Source organism: Chryseobacterium sp. MYb264, assembly GCF_035974275.1.
GTDB lineage: Bacteria > Bacteroidota > Bacteroidia > Flavobacteriales > Weeksellaceae > Chryseobacterium.
The window spans coordinates 3,003,020-3,021,869 of record NZ_CP142422.1 but is presented as its reverse complement, the minus strand read 5'-3'; the positions used below and the strand labels follow the sequence as shown (position 1 = coordinate 3,021,869).

At 35.4% G+C, this 18,850-nt stretch carries 22 protein-coding genes; 7 read left to right on the top strand and 15 right to left on the bottom strand.

Annotation, left to right across the window (positions count from 1 at the left end; genetic code table 11):
* Positions 1-8: 8 nt before the first annotated feature.
* From VUJ46_RS12975 to VUJ46_RS12955, 5 genes are all read right to left on the bottom strand, one after another.
* Positions 9-527: a DsbA family protein gene (locus tag VUJ46_RS12975; protein WP_326981179.1), complete on the bottom strand. Its 519-nt coding sequence runs from the start codon at positions 525-527 to the stop codon at positions 9-11.
* A gap of 2 nt (positions 528-529) precedes the next feature.
* Positions 530-997 carry a redoxin domain-containing protein gene (locus VUJ46_RS12970; protein WP_326981178.1) on the bottom strand — a complete coding sequence of 156 codons (468 nt, stop codon included), beginning with the start codon at positions 995-997 and terminating at the stop codon, positions 530-532.
* A gap of 180 nt (positions 998-1,177) precedes the next feature.
* Positions 1,178-1,867: a T9SS type A sorting domain-containing protein gene (locus tag VUJ46_RS12965; protein ID WP_326981177.1), complete on the bottom strand. Its 690-nt coding sequence runs from the start codon at positions 1,865-1,867 to the stop codon at positions 1,178-1,180.
* A 6-nt stretch (positions 1,868-1,873) separates the two neighbouring features.
* Entirely contained in the window at positions 1,874-2,467 is a 594-nt protein-coding gene (locus tag VUJ46_RS12960; protein ID WP_326981176.1) for a phage tail protein, read from the bottom strand.
* Positions 2,468-2,569: 102 nt separating this feature from the next.
* Positions 2,570-3,637, bottom strand: a complete 1,068-nt coding sequence (locus VUJ46_RS12955) for a DUF4407 domain-containing protein (protein ID WP_326981175.1) — start codon at positions 3,635-3,637, stop codon at positions 2,570-2,572.
* Between the two features lie 167 nt (positions 3,638-3,804).
* Between VUJ46_RS12955 and VUJ46_RS12950 the strand changes: the two genes are divergently transcribed.
* On the top strand, positions 3,805-4,215 hold the full coding sequence (locus VUJ46_RS12950) for a hypothetical protein (protein WP_326981174.1): 411 nt from the start codon (positions 3,805-3,807) through the stop codon (positions 4,213-4,215).
* A gap of 78 nt (positions 4,216-4,293) precedes the next feature.
* Here the strand turns inward: VUJ46_RS12950 and ruvC are convergent, their stop codons facing one another.
* Positions 4,294-4,848 (bottom strand): crossover junction endodeoxyribonuclease RuvC, encoded by a 555-nt coding sequence (ruvC, locus tag VUJ46_RS12945; protein ID WP_326981173.1) that lies wholly within the window; start codon positions 4,846-4,848, stop codon positions 4,294-4,296.
* Positions 4,845-5,183: a 2'-5' RNA ligase family protein gene (locus VUJ46_RS12940; protein ID WP_442784955.1), complete on the bottom strand. Its 339-nt coding sequence runs from the start codon at positions 5,181-5,183 to the stop codon at positions 4,845-4,847. Before VUJ46_RS12940 ends, ruvC begins: the two co-directional genes overlap by 4 nt.
* 273 nt (positions 5,184-5,456) lie before the next feature.
* Here VUJ46_RS12940 and VUJ46_RS12935 point away from each other — a divergent pair, with 273 nt between their 5' ends.
* Positions 5,457-5,780, top strand: coding sequence for a PadR family transcriptional regulator (locus tag VUJ46_RS12935; RefSeq protein WP_326981172.1), 324 nt, complete (start codon positions 5,457-5,459; stop codon positions 5,778-5,780).
* A 12-nt stretch (positions 5,781-5,792) separates the two neighbouring features.
* Positions 5,793-6,515 carry a hypothetical protein gene (locus VUJ46_RS12930; RefSeq protein ID WP_326981171.1) on the top strand — a complete coding sequence of 241 codons (723 nt, stop codon included), beginning with the start codon at positions 5,793-5,795 and terminating at the stop codon, positions 6,513-6,515.
* Here the strand turns inward: VUJ46_RS12930 and VUJ46_RS12925 are convergent.
* From VUJ46_RS12925 to VUJ46_RS12910, 4 genes are all read right to left on the bottom strand, one after another.
* On the bottom strand, positions 6,512-7,510 hold the full coding sequence (locus VUJ46_RS12925) for a serine hydrolase domain-containing protein (RefSeq protein ID WP_326981170.1): 999 nt from the start codon (positions 7,508-7,510) through the stop codon (positions 6,512-6,514). The genes VUJ46_RS12930 and VUJ46_RS12925 overlap by 4 nt on opposite strands.
* 333 nt (positions 7,511-7,843) lie before the next feature.
* A complete protein-coding gene (locus VUJ46_RS12920) occupies positions 7,844-8,557 on the bottom strand; it encodes a diphthine--ammonia ligase (protein ID WP_326981169.1) in 714 nt (237 codons plus the stop codon).
* A 60-nt stretch (positions 8,558-8,617) separates the two neighbouring features.
* Positions 8,618-9,025, bottom strand: coding sequence for a hypothetical protein (locus tag VUJ46_RS12915; RefSeq protein WP_326981168.1), 408 nt, complete (start codon positions 9,023-9,025; stop codon positions 8,618-8,620).
* Between the two features lie 12 nt (positions 9,026-9,037).
* The gene (locus tag VUJ46_RS12910; protein ID WP_326981167.1) at positions 9,038-12,385 is read right to left on the bottom strand and encodes a methylmalonyl-CoA mutase family protein; all 3,348 of its coding nucleotides are present in this window, start codon (positions 12,383-12,385) and stop codon (positions 9,038-9,040) included.
* 217 nt (positions 12,386-12,602) lie between these two features.
* On the opposite strand from VUJ46_RS12910, the gene VUJ46_RS12905 reads away from it, so the two are divergent.
* Entirely contained in the window at positions 12,603-12,935 is a 333-nt protein-coding gene (locus tag VUJ46_RS12905; RefSeq protein WP_326981166.1) for a hypothetical protein, read from the top strand.
* Here the strand turns inward: VUJ46_RS12905 and VUJ46_RS12900 are convergent.
* On the bottom strand, positions 12,932-14,029 hold the full coding sequence (locus VUJ46_RS12900) for a DUF3667 domain-containing protein (protein ID WP_326981165.1): 1,098 nt from the start codon (positions 14,027-14,029) through the stop codon (positions 12,932-12,934). The two genes, VUJ46_RS12905 and VUJ46_RS12900, sit on opposite strands and share 4 nt — an antisense overlap.
* A 381-nt stretch (positions 14,030-14,410) precedes the next feature.
* Between VUJ46_RS12900 and rplM the strand changes: the two genes are divergently transcribed.
* From rplM to rpsB, 3 genes are all read left to right on the top strand, one after another.
* Positions 14,411-14,866, top strand: coding sequence for a 50S ribosomal protein L13 (rplM, locus tag VUJ46_RS12895; protein ID WP_007843275.1), 456 nt, complete (start codon positions 14,411-14,413; stop codon positions 14,864-14,866).
* Between the two features lie 6 nt (positions 14,867-14,872).
* On the top strand, positions 14,873-15,259 hold the full coding sequence (gene rpsI, locus VUJ46_RS12890; RefSeq protein WP_079465666.1) for a 30S ribosomal protein S9: 387 nt from the start codon (positions 14,873-14,875) through the stop codon (positions 15,257-15,259).
* Positions 15,260-15,466: 207 nt separating this feature from the next.
* Positions 15,467-16,228: a 30S ribosomal protein S2 gene (rpsB, locus tag VUJ46_RS12885; protein WP_267406930.1), complete on the top strand. Its 762-nt coding sequence runs from the start codon at positions 15,467-15,469 to the stop codon at positions 16,226-16,228.
* A gap of 81 nt (positions 16,229-16,309) precedes the next feature.
* On the opposite strand, the gene VUJ46_RS12880 is transcribed toward rpsB, so the two are convergent.
* The 3 genes from VUJ46_RS12880 to trmB form a co-directional block, all read right to left on the bottom strand.
* Entirely contained in the window at positions 16,310-16,771 is a 462-nt protein-coding gene (locus tag VUJ46_RS12880; RefSeq protein WP_326981164.1) for a DUF6759 domain-containing protein, read from the bottom strand.
* 212 nt (positions 16,772-16,983) lie between these two features.
* Positions 16,984-17,595, bottom strand: a complete 612-nt coding sequence (locus VUJ46_RS12875) for a DUF6759 domain-containing protein (protein WP_326981163.1) — start codon at positions 17,593-17,595, stop codon at positions 16,984-16,986.
* 283 nt (positions 17,596-17,878) lie between these two features.
* Positions 17,879-18,556, bottom strand: a complete 678-nt coding sequence (gene trmB / locus VUJ46_RS12870) for a tRNA (guanosine(46)-N7)-methyltransferase TrmB (RefSeq protein WP_326981162.1) — start codon at positions 18,554-18,556, stop codon at positions 17,879-17,881.
* Positions 18,557-18,850 lie beyond the last annotated feature (294 nt).

Here is an 18,850-nt window from a genome sequence, read left to right as displayed (position 1 = left end):
CTCTTCAACTAAGAAATAAGATCTACAAAAGAATCATAAGTTCCGTCATAATCTTCCCATTTTTGATTATTGACAAAAAATGAAGGGGTTCCGTTAACGCCGCTTCTTACTCCGCCTTCAAAATCGGTTTCTATTTTATCCTGAATATCAGAAGTTGTTATATCGTTTTCAATTTTGTTAAAATCAAGATGCAAAGCGGTTACGCATTCTTTCAGCATGTCCTGACTCAACAAATTCTGATTACTATAAATGAGGTCGTGCATTTCCCAAAATTTACCCTGCTTTCCCGCTCCTTCGGCAATTGTAGCTGCGGACATGGCAAATTCATGAGAATCAGTCAATGGAAAATTTCTGAATACAAAAGCAACATTATTTCCGTATTCTTCCACAAATTTTTTAACTAAAGGAAAAGCATGCCCGCAATATGGACATTGATAATCTCCATATTCCACCAAAACGATTTTGGCAGTGTCCGGGTTTCCTAATACATGATCTTCTTTACCGATGGGAATTCGTAATACAGACATGGCTAAGCATTTTTATTTAATTCTTCCAAAGCATCAATAATACCATCTGCTCCCGGATTTATACCATCTGGAGACAAATAACTCCACTGGATGATTCCTTCTTTATCAATCACGAACAAGGCTCTTTTTGAAGTTCCGTTTTCTTCATTATATGCTCCATAGGCTTTTGAAACTTCACCTTTCGGATTAAAATCTGCTAACAAAGGATAATGTAATTTTCTGTCAGCCATAAAAGCATCATGACACCACGCGCTGTCCACAGAAATTCCGAGAATATCTGCATTATATTTGTGGAAAATACTAAGCATTTCGTTATATAATGCTACCTGATCTCCACATACGGGGCTCCAGTCTGCAGGATAAAAAACTAAGATGAGGTTCTTGCCTGAAAAATCAGTAAGTTTCAATTTTTGATCGGGTGTGGAATGAAGTTCAAATTCCGGGGCGGGAGTTCCTTTTTCTAATATCATAGTATTGTGGTTTGTTGTGTTAAATAAATTTTGAATAATGTATTAAATTTAGGGATAAGTATTTGATTAATGCTTTTGGAAGTCTTAAATTAATATTAAAAATAAATTGAATCTGATTTTCAAATAAAAAAGCTTCCGGTATATCCGAAAGCTTAAGATCATTTTAATATAAATTGAAATCTATTTTTTTACAAATTTAAACTCATGTGTTTGAGAATCTTTGGTTTTTATTCTCAGTAAATATACACCTGAAGTTAATTCTGAAACATTTAGTTTTTTGTCAAAAGTTTCATTTTTCACTAATTGTCCTGCCATATTATAGATCAGAACAGATTGAGCGTTATTAATGCCTGAAATAGTTATGACTTCAGCAACGGGATTTGGAAAAATCTGAATTTGAGTCTTTACAGTTTCTGTGGTGCCCAAAAATGTAGAATGTACATCTCCGGTCATGGTTGAGTTAACGGCATTAAGATTGCCGCCACATTCTCCTTCAGTAATCACTGTGTTTTCAACCCATGTTCCGAATGTATTGCTTGGAGGGTTGGCTGCGGCTGCATTTCCTGTAGAATTGTAGTAGATCAGATTTGGATTGGCGAAAGTGCCGTTTCCTTCATCTGCCAGAAATTCCCATCTGTTTTGGCTGTTATTCCACTGGATTTTAAATTCACATGTTCCCAATCCTCCGCAGTTCTGGTCTCCGGTTACGGGGGTTGTAATATAGATGTTTTTGTTAAATGAATCTACTCCAGTTTTGTTGAAGACAAAGTTTTGGTCATCAAATAATTCATGACAGCCATTAAAAGTGATCGTCTGCTGTCCGAATGCCAGACTTCCGAAAGCCAGCCCGAATAAGTAAAGATATTTCATGGCTTATTAATTTTGTGAAGGATAAACACCAGTGAGAGAAATGATGCACTTCAATGTTAAAAATGGAGGCCTGTTTTCATGTGCCTGATTTCCTCCGGTCGGTGAAATCATTGTTGATTTCATGGTGGTATTCGCTGTAGCATCAGAATATTCCTTATCTAATAGTTTGGTGTCCGCCGGAAGGCTGTTAGTGGGAATGTTTTGATTTCCTTCAGTGGTAACGGCATTAACTGTATGAGAATGGGCGGGCATTTGCGTTACGGTCAAGGTTACAGATTCAGATCCGCCAGCTTGTCCCATCGTGTATGTGGTAGGTCCTCCGGGAGCCTGCCCCTCGTGTACCAACACTCTTCCTCTCATATCCGGTAATGCGAAAGTTGTTGTTCCGTTTCCTCCATAAGTCGTTCCTAAGAGTGAAAAAAGGGCTGTGTTTTGTACGATAGGTAAAAGTTGTCCATTACACGCTGCCCAGTTTTTAGGAACAAAATTGTAAGGAACAAAAGCAATCTGTCCCAAAAAAGGTTCTGTTGCCTGGGCTTTTAAAGCTGATGTTGTCGTGACGCCTAAAAGCATCATCAAAGTGAGAGCTAATTTTTTCATGTTGATAAGTTTTTTGTATACTGCAAAATTACTAAATGTATCAACTATTTTATCCCTAAAAAAGAAAAACCTTCCAGACTGGTCTGAAAGGTAGTGTTTGTTTTATTTTAATTGATCTTTGAAATCCTTAATTCTGAAATCGGTAAGAAAATTTCCTTTTTCCACTTTTTCCTTTGAATAGAGCCTGAAATCATTTTCTGTTTTCTCCAGCAGATAATCGTAGGGGCCAACGGCAGAAATCAACTTAACCAGAACAGGAGAAATCTCAAGGCAAATAAATAATCCCATGATAAAACTTGCTGCCAGAGCAATAATTGCTGAGTTTTTTCCCAATTCATCCAAAGCCTGTAGTCTCGCTGCAAATCCGTTGAATTTATCTTCAACCGTTTCTGTGGATTTTCTTTCCTTTTCTAGGTTGGTATATACTTTTGAGATTTCTTTATCCAGATAATCCAGCCTCGGAGCGATTTGTTTTTGATAGTTTTCTAAATCTGTTCTTCTTTGTTCCTTCAGTTCCTGTTTACGCTTGGCATTCGGTCCAAAACCTTCTTTTCCGCTGGTTAATGTTGATTGCTTTCCTAAAATCTCCTTTTCCAGCTCCACTGCAGCAGAGTCATAAGATTTCTGATACTGGGCCAGCTTTTCTGAAATTTGCTTCTTTTCTGTTTCAAATGGTCCGCTTTGTTGAAGTATTCGACCATTCATTTCACCCTGAAGCTGTTTTTTATTTCGCTGAATAATGGTATTGAGTTGTTTATTAACTTCTTTCTCAAATATTTTCAGCTCTAAAGGCTTTGAAATAATGATCCCAAGGAATGTTGCCAAAACCAGACGTGGAATTGCCATTAAAATTTGATTCCACCAGGTTCCCGTTTTTTTAATGGAAGAAACAATGTATCTGTCCAGATTAAAGATCATTAATCCCCATAAAATTCCGAAGCCAACTGAAGCCCAGATATTATCGAAAACGGTAAACATTGCATAGCCGGCAGATAGAGTGGCAAAAACAGCGGTGAAGAGAACGATGCCTCCGATTCCTGCAAATTTGTTCCATTCGCTGGGCGTTTTTCTCAGAATATGAAGGTTCCCTCCGGAGCATACCATCAGAAACTTCTGGAACCAATTTATTTTATGATTCACTTGATTTATAGTTTGTTGATTATTTTTCATGATAGAAAATTTATACAAAATTAGCATTAAAAACCATACCAATGTAAAAGATAGTATTATGTTTTACCAAGTATTGCTGTGTTTTTGTTTAATGTGTTGATAATCAGTTGTTAAATTTATTATTAAAATTATTTATATCTTTAATCATCAAATCTAAAATGCATTATATGAAAACAAAAATCATAAGTACATTACTTATTATTTCTTCGCTGCTAATCTCATGCAAACAAGAAAAAACAATAGACGATGAACTGAAAGAGGCCGCTGTAAGTATGAATAAGCTTACACCGCAGGTTTTGAGTAAAGGAATCCGGTTGGATAGCGTCTCTGTAAAACCGGGAAAAATCTTTAAGTATAATTATACTCTTACGGATGATGTGAAGGAAGGTGTAACTGCAGAAGAAATTGACCTATTTAAAAAAACAGCAAAAGAAGGCGCTACTCATCTCGTAAGAACTTCACCTGATATGAAAGAGTTTCGCGATAACGGAGTTACTTTGGAGTATTTTTATTATGATAAAAATGGGAAACCGACCGCAGATTTCAGAATAACAGAGACTGAGTATAAGTCAAAGTAATTGTTTTTTATGACTTTAGCAGAAGCTCTTGACCATGATAAGTTGATGTAAGTGAAGAAAAGCCATGTATCTTAACGCCTATTTCAACCGATCAGGATTCTGTTTCAGAAAACTTTCCCAACCTGAATAGGACTTTGTATCACTAAGTGTTCCTGAGTTGAAATGATGGCATACCGCCACAGCCAGACCATCAGAAGCATCCAGATATTTGGTCGGAAACTCCTTAAGTTTTAAAAGGTTTTGAAGCATTCCGGCTACCTGTTCCTTACTCGCGTTTCCGTTTCCGGTGATGGCCATTTTGATTTTTTTCGGAGAATATTCGGTGATAGGAATATTTCTATAAAGGCTCGCAGCCATCGCAACGCCCTGTGCGCGGCCTAATTTAAGCATACTTTGAACATTTTTACCAAAGAAAGGAGCTTCCAGAGCCACTTCGTCCGGATGAAATTCGTCGATAAGGGCTAACGTTTTTTCAAAAATATATTTAAGCTTCGTCTCATGATTAGGGTATTTTTTCAGTAAAAGCTCGTGAATAGACACCATTTCCATTTTTCCTTTCTTTACAGAAATAAGTCCGAAACCCATGACAGTGGTTCCCGGATCTATTCCTAATATTATCTTCTCTGCAATCATTGGGACAAAGATAGTTTTTTCCGAGCCATAATTTTCCAATTTTCATCATGTCTAAGTAACGAAATCTCATCAACGAGAAAATTAGTTTTATAATGCTTGTCTTTATATATTTGCCAGGCCTTCCAATAATTTTCAAAAGTTAAGTTTCTGTAACCAACGGTAATATGCGGATTAAAGGAATAGTTGATAAAGTTAAATTCACGCTGTACCCGATGATAAAGTTCGTTTAGATGATTATTTTGCTCGGGTTTTATGTAGAGAACAGGATGCTTAGAATGCGGGAAGCTTCCAAAGCCGTTTAACGTAACTTCAAACGGTGAAATATGGGTGTCTATTTTTTCAAATGCGGTATGGATATCCTTTTCAAATTCTGTTTCTCTATTGAATGGGGAAATAAAGTAATATGAGCATCATTTTTCAGAGCCTTGGAATTATCATAATTCAATGCTAAATCCTGTTTGAAAATTTTGATTTCATCGATGATTTGCCGGGGCGGATAAATGGCGATGAAGTAGAGTTTTTTCATGATCTGAAAATAATAAAATTAAAATAAATTTAAATACATAAGAAAATTATGTATATATTTGCTAGGTATTAAAAGATAAGTATTGAAAAAGAACAGTCTTTATAAAGGAACACTTCAGAATATCATTTTAAAACTGCTTTCTAAAGAGGTTAAAATGTACGGCTACCAAATTACCCAGCGTGCAAAAGAACTTACGCAGGGAGAATTAGAAATGACGGAAGGCGCTCTGTACCCTCTATTACATAAATTAGAAGCAGAGGGGATGATTATGTCGGAAGTACAGAAAATAAACGGAAGAGATCGTAAATATTATCTTTTAACGGAGAAGGGGAAAATGCAGCAAAGCCTCCAGGAGGATGAAATGAAAAGTTATCTTTTTAATTTAAATGCTATTTTTAATATCTAAAAAACTCAAACGATGATTACAGTAGAACAGGAAATTCTAATGACAGACTATCTCATTGCCCAAAAACTTCCTTTGGATATTTTATTTGAAGTGAAGGATCATATGATTTCGCAAATCCAGGATATTCAGATCAATGAAAATATAAGTTTTGATGAGGCTTTTTGCAAGACTAAGGAATCATGGAAAGATGAATTTAAAATGACTTCTTACTACACTTTTTATTTTGAAAAAATCCCTGTGATTGTAAAGAAAATCGTAAAAGAGAGATATACCGATATTCTCAAAAAATCTTTTTTATTAGGATTGATTTCTTTTGCGGTTACTTTGATCTTAATCTTTTTAGCAGATAATGCAGAAACGTATGCTTCTTTTTTCAGAGCACAGAATTGTATGTTTTTATTGGCACTGCTTTTCATTTTGGCTACGAATTATAAAATGAGACCTTACATCAATAAAGATTTCAAATTTAAAGGGCAGACATTCTATACCATATATCAGAAAAATATAGGATTACTAATTGTATGTGTAACTTCGATGGCTCAGGTTATTAATCAAGATGGTAAATATGCATACTCGTTGTTGAGAATGGGGGATGTTGACCATATTTATCCCTCTCTTTTTACTTTTATTTTTCCTTTTTCAGCACAGGTTTTAATCATTTTCTTCCTATTTAATTTCTTTGAACATAAAAAGGCCGTAACAAAACTTCAAAATTATTTAAAGAGGGCTCATTAAATTTTCAACGGGGAATCTAAAGAATCGATTTTCATCTCGTGAATCGTATTTTCTAAGATATCCGTAATTTTTTTAACTTCTTTGTGGGGTCTGAAAATAAGACCTTTTCCACTCTGTTCATCTGCGATATTGGATAAAATAATGACTGAAGTCTTCGTTTCGGGATAATAAATATTCAGGGAAGGAGAACCTTTGATATAACCACTGTGGAAAAAGGATAACGGCTTGCCAAGATTGGTCATAATTCCGTATCCGTATCCCATTTTACCAAAAATAGCGTGGTTTCGCTGTGAAGTTTTAGACGTAAACAGCTTCAGGGTCTCCGGCTTTAAAATTTTCCCGCCATATAATGCATTATTCCAGGTATGAAGATCGTCAAGGGTTGAAAGAAGTCCGCCAGCTGGGATTCCAATGTCTTTACTACCTAATCTTTTGGGCATATTCTCAATTTTTTCAGCATTTTTTCCGTTGCCAACATGAGCGCCTGCAAAATTTCCGGCTTTAAAAAGATCTCCTGTAGAAGAATGGCTCATCCCCACTTTTGCAAAAAGTTCCGTGATATTTTCATCATAAGACTTTCCTGAAGTTTTTTCTACGATTTTTCCCAAAGCATTAAAACCATCATTAGAATAATAAAAATCGGAGCCACTTTTAAACATCAATTTTCCTCCAAAAGTATTTAATCCAGAAGTATGGTTGAGTAATTGATGAATGGTGATATCTTCATATTCTTTCAATTTAAAATCATCCAAATAGTCAGAAACTTTATCTTCAAGATGTAGTTTTCCCTGTTCCATCTGAAGCAAAACCAGAACTGCCGTAAACTGTTTGCTGACTGATGCTATTGCAAAAACGGAGTGGGCATCAATTGTAGTTTTAGCTTTAAAATCAAGAAAACCATTTTCTTTTCGGTATAACTCGACAGAATCTTTAAAAACGGCAATGCTTCCGTTAAATTGATACTTTTTAAAAACTGAATCTATCTGTTGTTTCAAAAGTTTTTTTTCGAAAGCGGTGATTGTAGAATCTATAATTTCATTTTTATTGACGGATATTGTGGGAGGAATGTCATTCTTGCACGAAATAAAATTAATGAGAATTGAAATTAAGCCGAATAAATAAAGTGTTTTTCTAGTCATTTGTCGTAAGAAATAAATTTTTAGTCCTATGTTATCTCAAAAATAAGAAAAAACCTCCTGATTTTTATGAAGAGGTGGGTTAATATGATATAAATCTGTTTACAGAAGGTTGGAAATGATATACAGTCTTTAAATTTTAGCAGTAAGCTAAACCAATTTTTTGCTATTATTTTAAACATAATCCATGCGCTATCCCTTTAAAATCAAATCACAAAACCAGAAAACATATTCTCCGTTTTCTTCGTTGTCGTCGGATTTTGGTTTCGGATATGTTTTTTTAACGGTTTCACCAATTTCAAAATCGATCAGATTTTTAAAAATCGGACCATCAAAAGTGAAGGTGTGAAATTCCCCGTTTTCTCCACAGGGATCAACATTTTTAGGCAAATCTTTTATGAAATCCTTATCGATAATTCGTCCTGCAAAACTTTTATCCAGATAAGTTTCGTTGATGCAGGTTACAATGGTTTTAAAGCCAAGATCCAAAAATTCATGAATAAGCTGTGTTGTGTTGATTTTCCACAAAGGGAAGACGCCTTCCATTCCGATAGATTGTAATTGATCTTCGCGGTATTTTCTCAAATCTTCCAGAAAAATATCTCCGAAAATAGAATGTGTAACGCCTTGAGATTTTATATCGTTCATCATTTTACTCATGATTTCGCGATATTCTTCCATCGATGGTTCTTTGGGAAGTTCCATTTTAATTAAAGGAATGCCCAAACTTTCTGCCTGTTTTTCCAATAAAGAGACATGAACGCCATGCATCGAAATTCTTTGAAATTCTTTATTGATGCTTGTTAGCAAAGAAGTAATCTCAAATTGATCTTCTTGTAAAGTTTTATATAATGCAAGGGCAGAATCCTTTCCGCTGCTCCAGTTGAAGATAGCTTTTGGTTTCATTGTAAAAATAAAAATCTCCCAAAAATAGGGAGATTTTACTTTATAAATAGATAATAAATATTAGTTGAAAAAAATATTATATAAAGTAAGAGCCATATAAATAATCGTTACCAATATAACATCAAGTGAAACTTTTGTAGATCTATTAGATAAAGTTTCTCCTTTTTCTAACTTTAAATTTGCCCAATTTCGCCTGCTTTCCATATTCAAATATTCTAAATAAATTAATCTAGTCAAATTATATATGCATAAAAGGATGAGCCATTTAGGATATTGAGCTATTTTAAAATAAGAAAATATACTACTCATACCTAAGAGTAATGAATTTAATTGAAAAAGTTTGTCATTAATTCTATCAAAATATCTTGAAATTTCGTCAGTATTTTTGTCTACTTTCTTTTCAATACTTTGCAAAGTCTTTTCACTTTCTTTGATTAAATTTTCTAGTTCTTCAATTTCGTTCTCCATATCTTAAAATACTTACATATTTCTTCTGTATTTACCACCCACTTCAAACAAAGCATTGGTAATCTGTCCAAGAGAACAATATTTCACGGCATCCATCATTACTTCGAATAAGTTTTGCTGATTGATGGCTGCGTGTTGTAAAGTTTTTAAAACTTCTTCAGATTTATCATGATTAGAATTCTGGAAATTATGAAGCATTTCAATCTGGAACTGCTTCTCTTCCTCTGTCGAACGGATCACTTCTCCCGGACGCACTGTCGGCGAACCATCTTTTCCTAAGAAGGTATTTACCCCGATGATTGGATATTCTCCGGTATGTTTCAACCATTCGTAATGCATTGATTCTTCCTGAATTTTTGAACGTTGGTACATTGTTTCCATTGCTCCCAAAACACCGCCTCTTTCTGTGATTCTGTCGAATTCTGCATAAACAGCTTCTTCCACCAAATCAGTCAGTTCTTCAATAATAAACGAACCCTGAAGCGGATTTTCGTTTTTCGCTAACCCTAATTCTTTATTGATAATCAACTGAATCGCCATTGCTCTTCTTACCGATTGCTCAGTAGGAGTTGTAATTGCCTCGTCGTAAGCATTGGTATGCAGTGAATTACAGTTATCGTAAATTGCATAAAGGGCTTGTAATGTCGTTCTAATGTCATTAAAATCAATTTCCTGAGCGTGAAGAGAACGTCCCGAAGTTTGAATGTGATATTTCAACATCTGGCTTCTTTCGTCGGCTCCATATTTCAGTTTCATTGCTTTTGCCCAGATTCTTCTTGCAACACGTCCGATTACTGAATATTCAGGGTCGATACCGTTGGAGAAGAAGAATGATAGGTTCGGTGCAAAATCATTGATGTCCATTCCTCTTGACAAATAATATTCCACATAGGTGAAACCGTTTGCCAAAGTAAATGCCAACTGAGAAACCGGATTTGCTCCCGCTTCCGCAATATGATATCCGGAAATAGAAACAGAGTAGAAGTTTCTTACTTTTTGTGTAATGAAATATTCCTGAACGTCGCCCATCAATCTCAAAGCAAATTCAGTCGAGAAAATACAAGTATTTTGTGCCTGATCTTCTTTTAAAATATCTGCCTGAACGGTTCCACGAACTGTTGCAATGGTTTTAGCTTTAATTTCAGCGTAAACATCCGCGGGAATAATTTCGTCACCGGTAATTCCTAATAATTTTAAACCTAAACCATTATTGGAAGGCGGCAATTCTCCGTTATATTTTGGTCTTGCTAAACCTTTATCGTCAAATTTTTCCTTAAGCTTAGCCTCAACCTTAGCTTCAAGATTATTTTCAGCAATATATTTTTCAACATTCTGGTCGATAGCAGCATTCATAAAGAACGCCAACAACATCGGTGCAGGACCATTAATTGTCATTGAAACTGAAGTCAATGCATTCACCAGATCAAAACCTGAATATAGTTTTTTAGCATCATCCAACGTCGCAATTGAAACTCCGGCATTTCCAATTTTACCATAAATATCTGGTGGTAAAGCTGGATCTTGTCCGTAAAGTGTTACAGAGTCAAAAGCTGTAGATAAACGTTTTGCAGGCATTTCCGCAGAAACGTAATGGAATCTTCTGTTGGTTCTTTCAGGACCTCCTTCTCCCGCGAACATTCTCGTCGGATCTTCTCCGGTTCTTTTGAAAGGATAAATTCCCGCTGTAAAAGGGAATCCTCCCGGAAGGTTTTCCTGACCTTTCCATTTGATCAAATCGCCCCAATCGGTGTATTTTGGTAACGCGATTTTCGGAATTCTTAAGTGAGATAAAGATTCTGTTGAGGTTTCAACTTTAATTTCTTTTCCTCTTACAAAGTAGGAATAAAACTCTTCGTGGAAAGCTTTTTTAGTGTCATCCCAAGTTTTAAGAAAGTCGATGTTCTCTTGTTGAAGTTCTTTTTCAGCTTTTTGATATTCTGCGTCTAAAGTTTCGTTGGATATAATTTTTTTAACGCCATCAATATGATACATTGTTCTCGCTAATTCAGCCTGTTTTTCAATGTTGACATCATAAATTCTGTTGTTTTCAACGATTTCAGAAAGGTAACGAACTCTTTTCGGAGGAATGATGGTTACTTCATCTGTAATTTCCTGTTCAACAAAACCTTGTAGATTTAAATCAGCAAATTTATCGTTGACTTTAGAAACCAATCTGTTGTATAATTCAGTTGTTCCATGATCGTTGAATTGTGATGCCTTTGTGGCATAAACAGGCATTTCATCCAATGGCTGTTCCCACAATAAATGGTTTCTCTGGAACTGTTTTCTAACGGCTTGAAGTGCATCCAAAGCACCTCTTTTATCAGATTTATTTAAAGCCACTAAATCCGCATAATCTAACATGTCGATTTTTTCCAACTGTGTTGAAGCTCCATATTCAGGAGTCATTACATACATTGAAACATCGGCAAAGTCGGAAACTTCCGAACCTGATTGTCCGATACCCGAAGTTTCAAGGATGATCACATCAGGATGAGCCAATTTCAACACATTCAAAGCAGAATGAATGAACGGAGAAACTGAAACGTTATTTTCTCTCGTCGCCATCGAACGCATATAAACTCTTGGGTCGTTGATCGCATTCATACGGATTCTGTCACCCAAAAGCGCACCTCCGGTTTTCTTTTTTGAAGGGTCAATCGAAATGATGGCAATTTTTTTATCGGTGTTGGAACGTAGAAAACGTCTTACCAATTCGTCTGTCAAAGAAGATTTTCCGGCTCCACCGGTACCTGTGATACCGATAATTGGAATATGTAAATCTTTCGATTTTTCGTCAATTGCAGCGACCAGTTCCGGTTTTTCTTCTGAGAAATTTTCAACTGCTGAAATGATTTTTGCAATGCTTGTAGAATTTTCAAAACTGATTGAATCTAGATCCTCAGCTGTAACTTCTTTTCCTGTCGCAAAATCTGATCTCTTCACCAAATCATCAATCATTCCCTGAAGACCAAGTTCACGGCCGTCGTCCGGAGAATAAATTCTGTCGATTCCGTAAGCCATAATATCTTCGATTTCTTCAGGCAGAATTACACCGCCACCGCCACCAAAAATCTTGATTTGCGGAGAGTTTTTTTCTCTTAAAAGATCGTAGATGTATTTAAAATATTCGTTGTGACCGCCCTGATAAGAGGTTAGGGCAATCGCATTGGCATCTTCCTGAATGGCTGTATTTACTACTTCCTCTGCCGATTTATCGTGGCCAAGGTGGATCACTTCACATCCTGTTCCCTGGATCACGCGACGCATGATATTGATAGCAGCATCGTGACCGTCGAATAGGGAAGCGGCTGTCACGATTCTTACTTTATTTGTTGGAGTATATTTTTGGGTTTCCATAAATAGTATGAGAATTTCTGAATTCTCCAAATATAACAATAAAATAAAAATAGCTGTTTGATTTTAATTGGTTGATTTTTAATTATTTAAATAATTTGTTTAAATGGTCTTTATCCAAAATAACAAACATTCGTTTAAAGGAAGATTGAGATTAAGGCTAAGCTTAATGATATTCTCAGATTAAATTTTTTTATTTTTGCATCCTATTATATAAGATATGAAAAAGGCATTGCTCTATTTTGCGTTGGGAACGGTTTTAAGCTTTTTAATTAATTATTTTTTTTACAGTTCAGAAAACCTGGGTCTTGATATTTATTATGCCCTGGCTTTTGGTATTGCCTGGGGAATGGCTTATTATCTGGACACTCCCAATTTCTCGTTACCGCAAAAATTAGGGTTGTCATTTGTTGCCATGGCAATATTGGTGGCTGTGGGCGCTGTATTGTTTGATCTGAAATTAGCGATTCCTTCTATTATGAAATTTTCTACTGTGTTTGTGGCGTATTATTTATTAGCAAGCTTCAGAGGAAATAAGTCACTGCGTAATTAATGCATGGTAATTAGACTTACATATAATAACAGGAAGAACATTAATAATAAACCGATAAAATTTACTATAAATAAAAGCATTCCTGTGAAAACACTCGTCGTGCGTGAGCTTTCATACGCTCTATGATGGGCGATGAAAAAATAAATCGACATATAGATTATAAGTGCTGTAAAAGCAAAAAAGCAGAGTAGGCTCAAAACAGTGTAATCCGGTAAAAAACTTACGATATTTTTCAGTACAATTAACGCCAGTATGGCTAAAAGCAGGAATGAAAAATAATGCAATGTAAAGATCCCGTGGTCGAAATACCACCACTTTTTCTTGTTGTGAAACAACCAAAGAAAAAAAGCAAAGATCGGAAGATAAATGAAAAGAGCCTTCGGAAGCGTATGAATAATGGTTTCTGAATACTTGGCAATCATCTGTTTTTTGGTGAGACCTTTTTCTTTCATTTCAAACATTTTCTTGGCAACAGGTCTTAAAAGACTGTAAATCCCGCTGCCATCTTTTGCCCGGATAGAATCATATTGTTTCAGGTTATGAGCTTTCATGATCGGGGCATCTTCTTTTTTGAAGGAATTTTCGATCATATCATCATTTTCGTCTGCTTTTTTTACAGAATCTATTGCATTTTGGGTGTTGCTGGCGACAGTTTTTGAAAGAATTCCTTCTTTTTCCAGATGATCAACAGCTTTTTTGGTAGTCTCAATGGGCTTCGTCTGGTTATGTTGTTGGATTACCCGTATATTCTCTGCTTCTTCTTTTTCTGAATTTTTATGTTGAGGCAGAAGACCAGGAAGTAGAAATGTAACAAAACTTATAAAAATATAGAGCTTTACGGGAGCAACATAAACCTGTCTTTTTCCAGAAAGATATTCTTTGGATAATTTTCCCGGTCGGAATAACAGATATTTTATTGTTTTCCAAAATTGCCCGTCGTAATGGGTGAAATCTTCAATAAAGTGAGTGAAGAGATAATGAAAAGGCTGGCGGGTTTCGATATTTTCCTGCCCGCAATGCGGACAAAATCTTTCTTCAACGTGATAACCGCAATTAAGACACGTTTTTTCTTCCCGTAATTTCCCGTGGCTCATAGTTTTAAGGTTTAAAGCAAATATAATTAATTATACGAAGAAAATTTATTGTTTGGGTTGATTTTGTTTGAATTTGAAAAATATTTAATCGAAAGTTTAAATATAATTTAAAATATTCGTTAGATTGGTTTGAAAATAAAAAAAAGAGCTTAACGACTAAACTCTTTTGCAGTGTGTTTTTAGAATCTTCTGATTTTTCATCCCGAACTGCTTTAACAATATTTATGCCAATGATAATTGTTATAGATGAAATCTGTCAAATCGTTTAACCTAAATCCGCTTCTGAGGATTAAATGAAATAAGTTTTTGCAATCCGAAAATAATTTGTACCTTTGCACACCCTTTTAGGGGAAAATTATGTTTAATCTTTAACTAAAACGTGTGAATACATTAAGTTACAAAACTGTTTCAGCGAACAAAGCTACTGCTAATAAAGAATGGGTTGTGGTAGACGCTGAAGGACAACCGTTAGGAAGACTAGCTTCTACGGTTGCAAAGATTTTGAGAGGTAAGCACAAAACGAACTACACACCTCACGTAGATTGTGGTGATAACGTAATCGTTTTGAACGCTGGGAAAGTAACTCTTTCTGGAAACAAGTGGAACGATAAGACTTATATCTGGCATACAGGTTATCCTGGAGGACAGAAGTCTATGACTGCAGCTGAACTTCAAAAGAAAGATTCTTTAAAAGTATTAGAAAAATCTGTAAAAGGGATGTTACCTAAAAACAGATTAGGATCTGCTTTATTAAAGAACCTTTATTTATATGAAGGAACTGAGCACAAACATGAAGCTCAACAGCCTAAAACAATTAATGTTAACGAATTTAAATAATTAATTATGTCTATAGTTCACAAAATCGGAAGAAGAAAAACTTCTGTAGCTAGAGTTTATGTAAAGCCAGGAACTGGTAACATTACAGTAAACGGTAAAGAGGCTGCAACTTATTTCTCTACAGACGTGATGGTTTACAAATTAAACCAGCCGTTTATCCTTTCTGAAACTGTTGGTCAGTATGACGTTACCGTAAATGTATTCGGTGGTGGTAATACAGGTCAGGCAGAAGCTATCAGATTAGGTATTTCTAGAGCACTTTGCGAAATTAATGCTGAATTCAGATTAGCATTGAAGCCTGCAGGTTTACTTACAAGAGACGCAAGAATGGTGGAGAGAAAGAAGCCAGGTCAGAAAAAAGCCAGAAAGAGATTCCAATTCTCAAAACGTTAAGATTTGCTGTTGGCGAATGGCTTTTAGCTATTGGCTTCAGGAATTTATTAAATTTTTTTTAAACTTAATCTCGGTGAAAAGCCAATTGCCCAAAGCAAAAAGCCATACACCAATTGCCCGTTACGTTTAGCATCCAAACGCTTCTCCCATCTAAAGAAGTTGTTGATTGTTTAAAAAACGGAAAGTAAACTAACAAAAACAGAAAACATGGCAAAAGCAAATGTAAAAGACCTTCTAGAGGCTGGTGTACACTTCGGTCACATGACTAGAAAGTGGAATCCAAATATGGCTCCATACATTTTTATGGAGAAAAATGGTATTCACATTGTAGACTTACATAAAACAGCAGTTAAATTGGATGAAGCTTGTGGAGCTTTGGAAAAATTAACTTCTGCAGGTAAAAAAGTTCTTTTCGTAGCTACTAAAAAGCAAGCGAAAGAGGTAGTGGCTAAGCACGCTGCAGAACTTAATATGCCTTATATTACAGAAAGATGGCCTGGTGGTATGTTAACAAACTTTGTTACTATCAGAAAGGCTGTTAAGAAAATGAACTCTATCGACAAAATGAAAAAAGATGGTACGTTCGAAACTTTATCTAAAAAAGAGAGATTACAAGTAGACAGACAAAGAGCTAACTTAGAGAAAAACTTAGGTTCTATCTCTGACATGGTTCGTCTTCCTTCTGCAATCTTCGTTGTAGATATCATGAGAGAACATATCGCGGTAACTGAAGCTAAGAAATTAGGTATTCCAGTTTTCGGTATTGTTGATACAAACTCTGACCCAAGAAAAGTAGACTTCGTTATCCCAGGAAACGATGATGCTTCTAAATCTATCGATATGATCCTGAGCATTGTTTCAGAATCTATCAAAGAAGGTCAGTCTCAAAGAAAAGCTGATAAAGAAAAATCTAAAGAAGAAGGAGAAGTAGTATCTGCTGATAAAGATGCTGATTTCGATGCTGAATAATTAAAGAATTTTCTTTACTATAGAAAAACCGCTGAATCAACGATTCAGCGGTTTTTTGTTTTTATGGATTTCAAAATTTATTTAGTGTGAAAGCGTAATATTATAAGAACTTGTAACAAATTTTGTTTTGTTATAAACAGCATTACAAATCGTTCCCGATAAAGTATAATTCTGGTTTTTCATCACCATGGCTGAACCTATTTTATTCGCACCAATCGGGATTTTCTTAAAATAGTTATTTCCGCTGATCGTTAAAACCATATTGCAGTCCGACTTATTTTCTACGGTAATGGATGTTTTCGGGCTGTCTGCAGAACCGTTAAGTAAATCTGTCAATACTTCTGCAGTTTCCGATTTATAGGTCTTTATTAAAGTCTGATATTCTCTTTCTGTCTGGCTTTCGGAAGTATTGGTATTCCCTGTGTTGGCGGAGACCTTGCCGCTATTTTGAGTAGGGTAAGGGGTTCTGTGATAAGTAGGGCTGCAGCTGTTGGTCAAGAGCGCACAACAAATTCCTGAAAGAGAAATTAAGAACTTTGACATATCTTATTTTTTAGTTTGTAAATGTATGATTTTACCCGGAGTCTGGATAAATTTGTTTATATTTTAATGTTTCCGGAGAATCCATTGTCCTCTGTGCTTTGATGTTGAGAGTTCAATCTAAATGCAAAAAAGTGACAATATGCTCTAAAATGCACACAAAATATTATATAATACAATAAAAAGAACAATGGGAAGAGGTTTTCAGTAAATATTTAATGTTTATGTCTTTTTTCAATAGGATGACTTAAAGTAATGAGCATTCCTTTTCTGATTTCTTTTTTTGAACTGTACTGAATGTCACATACGTTACTGGTGAGAATATATTCGCCCTTTTTAATGACCGTGAAGTTTTCACCATGAGCAGGAACAGCAAGATTGTAAATTTCTCTTCCTTGGATTCTTACGATAATATTACAGTCTGAGTTGTTTCTATAGAGTAGAATGGCTTCTTTACTGGTGATGTCTTCATTGAATAGGGTATTTAGAAGCTTTATGGTTTTATCGGTATGTTTCTGAGAAGTGGTTGCCATATGTCGTTCAAATTCCTCCGCATCATATTCAGGTTTGGTGATCTGTTCACGTAACGGGCGTATTTCCATAGGTTTTGCACTTCTTGCTCCTTTTGTCCAGGCTTTGTTCTTCAGGGCAGTCAGTTTGGGGCGTAATACAGTTCTTCGGGGGTCATCAGGATGCGCAAGTCTGAGAAATTCTTCAATTTCAGGGATGCTGGCGGAAGTGAGAATTTTGTTAAATTTTTTTTGTGCATACGCCATATTACTCAGTGTAATCACAAAGAGCGAGAGTATAAAAGTCTGTCTTTTCATCAGAAAATTATTTTTATTAATACTTTATCTAAGTAGGGGATAGATTAAATAACAATCAGGGAGTAATAAGCATTATTCCCTGATTGTTAACTATTCCCTGTTCGAAAAAATTAAAATAATTTCGTGAATGTGAGTAATTGTATCTTTTGGGCAGGATTAGTGTCCTGACATTTTTTTTAGGATTCTTGATATCTTAATCGCTAAAAGATCTCGGCCATGCGGAGGAAGGGCGAGATGTTCCTCATCTGGCTTTTGATTTTCAGCCTTGATGGTGCGGACAATTTTAATTGATCCTAAATTTTATATAGGTAATTGTTTTTCCTTTGGCTGAAAAAAGCTCTTCATAATAGGTTCTGATATCTCTAAGATGAGGGGTGTCCGGATCATATTCTAGAGCTCCGTAAATGTCGTGATGAGCAGAAATAATCTCATAACCTGCTCCCTGTAAAAAACCAAGGGTGTAGCCATGCAGAAACTCAGAGTCTGTTTTTAAATGAACAATACCTCCGGGTTTAAGGAACTTTTTATACCGATCAAGAAAATCAGGATGGGTAAGCCTGTGTTTTGTACGTCTGTATTTGATTTGAGGGTCAGGGAAAGTAATCCAGATCTCATCAACTTCATTTTCTGCAAAATAATATTCTACAAGCTCAATTTGTGAGCGTAAGAACGCAACATTTTCCATTCCTGAATCAACAGCCTCTTTTGCACCAAACCAAAATCGGGCGCCCTTAATATCAATTCCGATAAAATTTTTCTCACGGAAAGTTTTAGCCAGCCCCACAGTATATTCACCTTTTCCACAACCCAACTCTAATACGATAGGATGATCATTTTTAAAGAAGTTTTTTCGCCATTTTCCTTTTAAATCGAAACCGCTTAAAGCTTGTTCTCTTGTTGGTTGAATTACGTTTGGTAGTATTTTGTTTTCAGCAAATCTTGCTAGTTTATTCTTGCCCATGATTAAAAAATAAAATCCTGCAAAAATAGTAAAAAATAGAGGATATTATACTGCTTTGGTGAAAAAACAGAATGAAAGATCATTATTAAAACCAATAGCACGATGAAAATCTCTATTTAATGTGAACTCGATGGTATTTCCCTTGTTTTCAGTTTGTTAAATTTAATGAATGGTGAATGGTAAATTTTGCTGCACAAGTGAATTTTGCACACGGTTAAGATTGACCATTGACTCGAAGAAATTCATGATTCACAATTCACCAACCCTCATCTGTTGGGTCTTAAAAGGCTACTT

Excerpts from the sequence above, each read along its gene's own strand:
- VUJ46_RS12975 (WP_326981179.1), bottom strand. The coding sequence starts at position 527 with ATGTCTGTATTACGAATTCCCATCGGTAAAGAAGATCATGTATTAGGA.
- VUJ46_RS12970 (WP_326981178.1), bottom strand. The coding sequence starts at position 997 with ATGATATTAGAAAAAGGAACTCCCGCCCCGGAATTTGAACTTCATTCC.
- VUJ46_RS12965 (WP_326981177.1), bottom strand. The coding sequence starts at position 1,867 with ATGAAATATCTTTACTTATTCGGGCTGGCTTTCGGAAGTCTGGCATTC.
- VUJ46_RS12960 (WP_326981176.1), bottom strand. The coding sequence starts at position 2,467 with ATGAAAAAATTAGCTCTCACTTTGATGATGCTTTTAGGCGTCACGACA.
- VUJ46_RS12955 (WP_326981175.1), bottom strand. The coding sequence starts at position 3,637 with ATGAAAAATAATCAACAAACTATAAATCAAGTGAATCATAAAATAAAT.
- VUJ46_RS12950 (WP_326981174.1), top strand. The coding sequence starts at position 3,805 with ATGAAAACAAAAATCATAAGTACATTACTTATTATTTCTTCGCTGCTA.
- ruvC (WP_326981173.1), bottom strand. The coding sequence starts at position 4,848 with ATGATTGCAGAGAAGATAATATTAGGAATAGATCCGGGAACCACTGTC.
- VUJ46_RS12930 (WP_326981171.1), top strand. The coding sequence starts at position 5,793 with ATGATTACAGTAGAACAGGAAATTCTAATGACAGACTATCTCATTGCC.
- VUJ46_RS12920 (WP_326981169.1), bottom strand. The coding sequence starts at position 8,557 with ATGAAACCAAAAGCTATCTTCAACTGGAGCAGCGGAAAGGATTCTGCC.
- VUJ46_RS12915 (WP_326981168.1), bottom strand. The coding sequence starts at position 9,025 with ATGGAGAACGAAATTGAAGAACTAGAAAATTTAATCAAAGAAAGTGAA.
- VUJ46_RS12910 (WP_326981167.1), bottom strand. The coding sequence starts at position 12,385 with ATGGAAACCCAAAAATATACTCCAACAAATAAAGTAAGAATCGTGACA.
- VUJ46_RS12905 (WP_326981166.1), top strand. The coding sequence starts at position 12,603 with ATGAAAAAGGCATTGCTCTATTTTGCGTTGGGAACGGTTTTAAGCTTT.
- VUJ46_RS12900 (WP_326981165.1), bottom strand. The coding sequence starts at position 14,029 with ATGAGCCACGGGAAATTACGGGAAGAAAAAACGTGTCTTAATTGCGGT.
- rpsI (WP_079465666.1), top strand. The coding sequence starts at position 14,873 with ATGTCTATAGTTCACAAAATCGGAAGAAGAAAAACTTCTGTAGCTAGA.
- rpsB (WP_267406930.1), top strand. The coding sequence starts at position 15,467 with ATGGCAAAAGCAAATGTAAAAGACCTTCTAGAGGCTGGTGTACACTTC.
- VUJ46_RS12880 (WP_326981164.1), bottom strand. The coding sequence starts at position 16,771 with ATGTCAAAGTTCTTAATTTCTCTTTCAGGAATTTGTTGTGCGCTCTTG.
- VUJ46_RS12875 (WP_326981163.1), bottom strand. The coding sequence starts at position 17,595 with ATGAAAAGACAGACTTTTATACTCTCGCTCTTTGTGATTACACTGAGT.
- trmB (WP_326981162.1), bottom strand. The coding sequence starts at position 18,556 with ATGGGCAAGAATAAACTAGCAAGATTTGCTGAAAACAAAATACTACCA.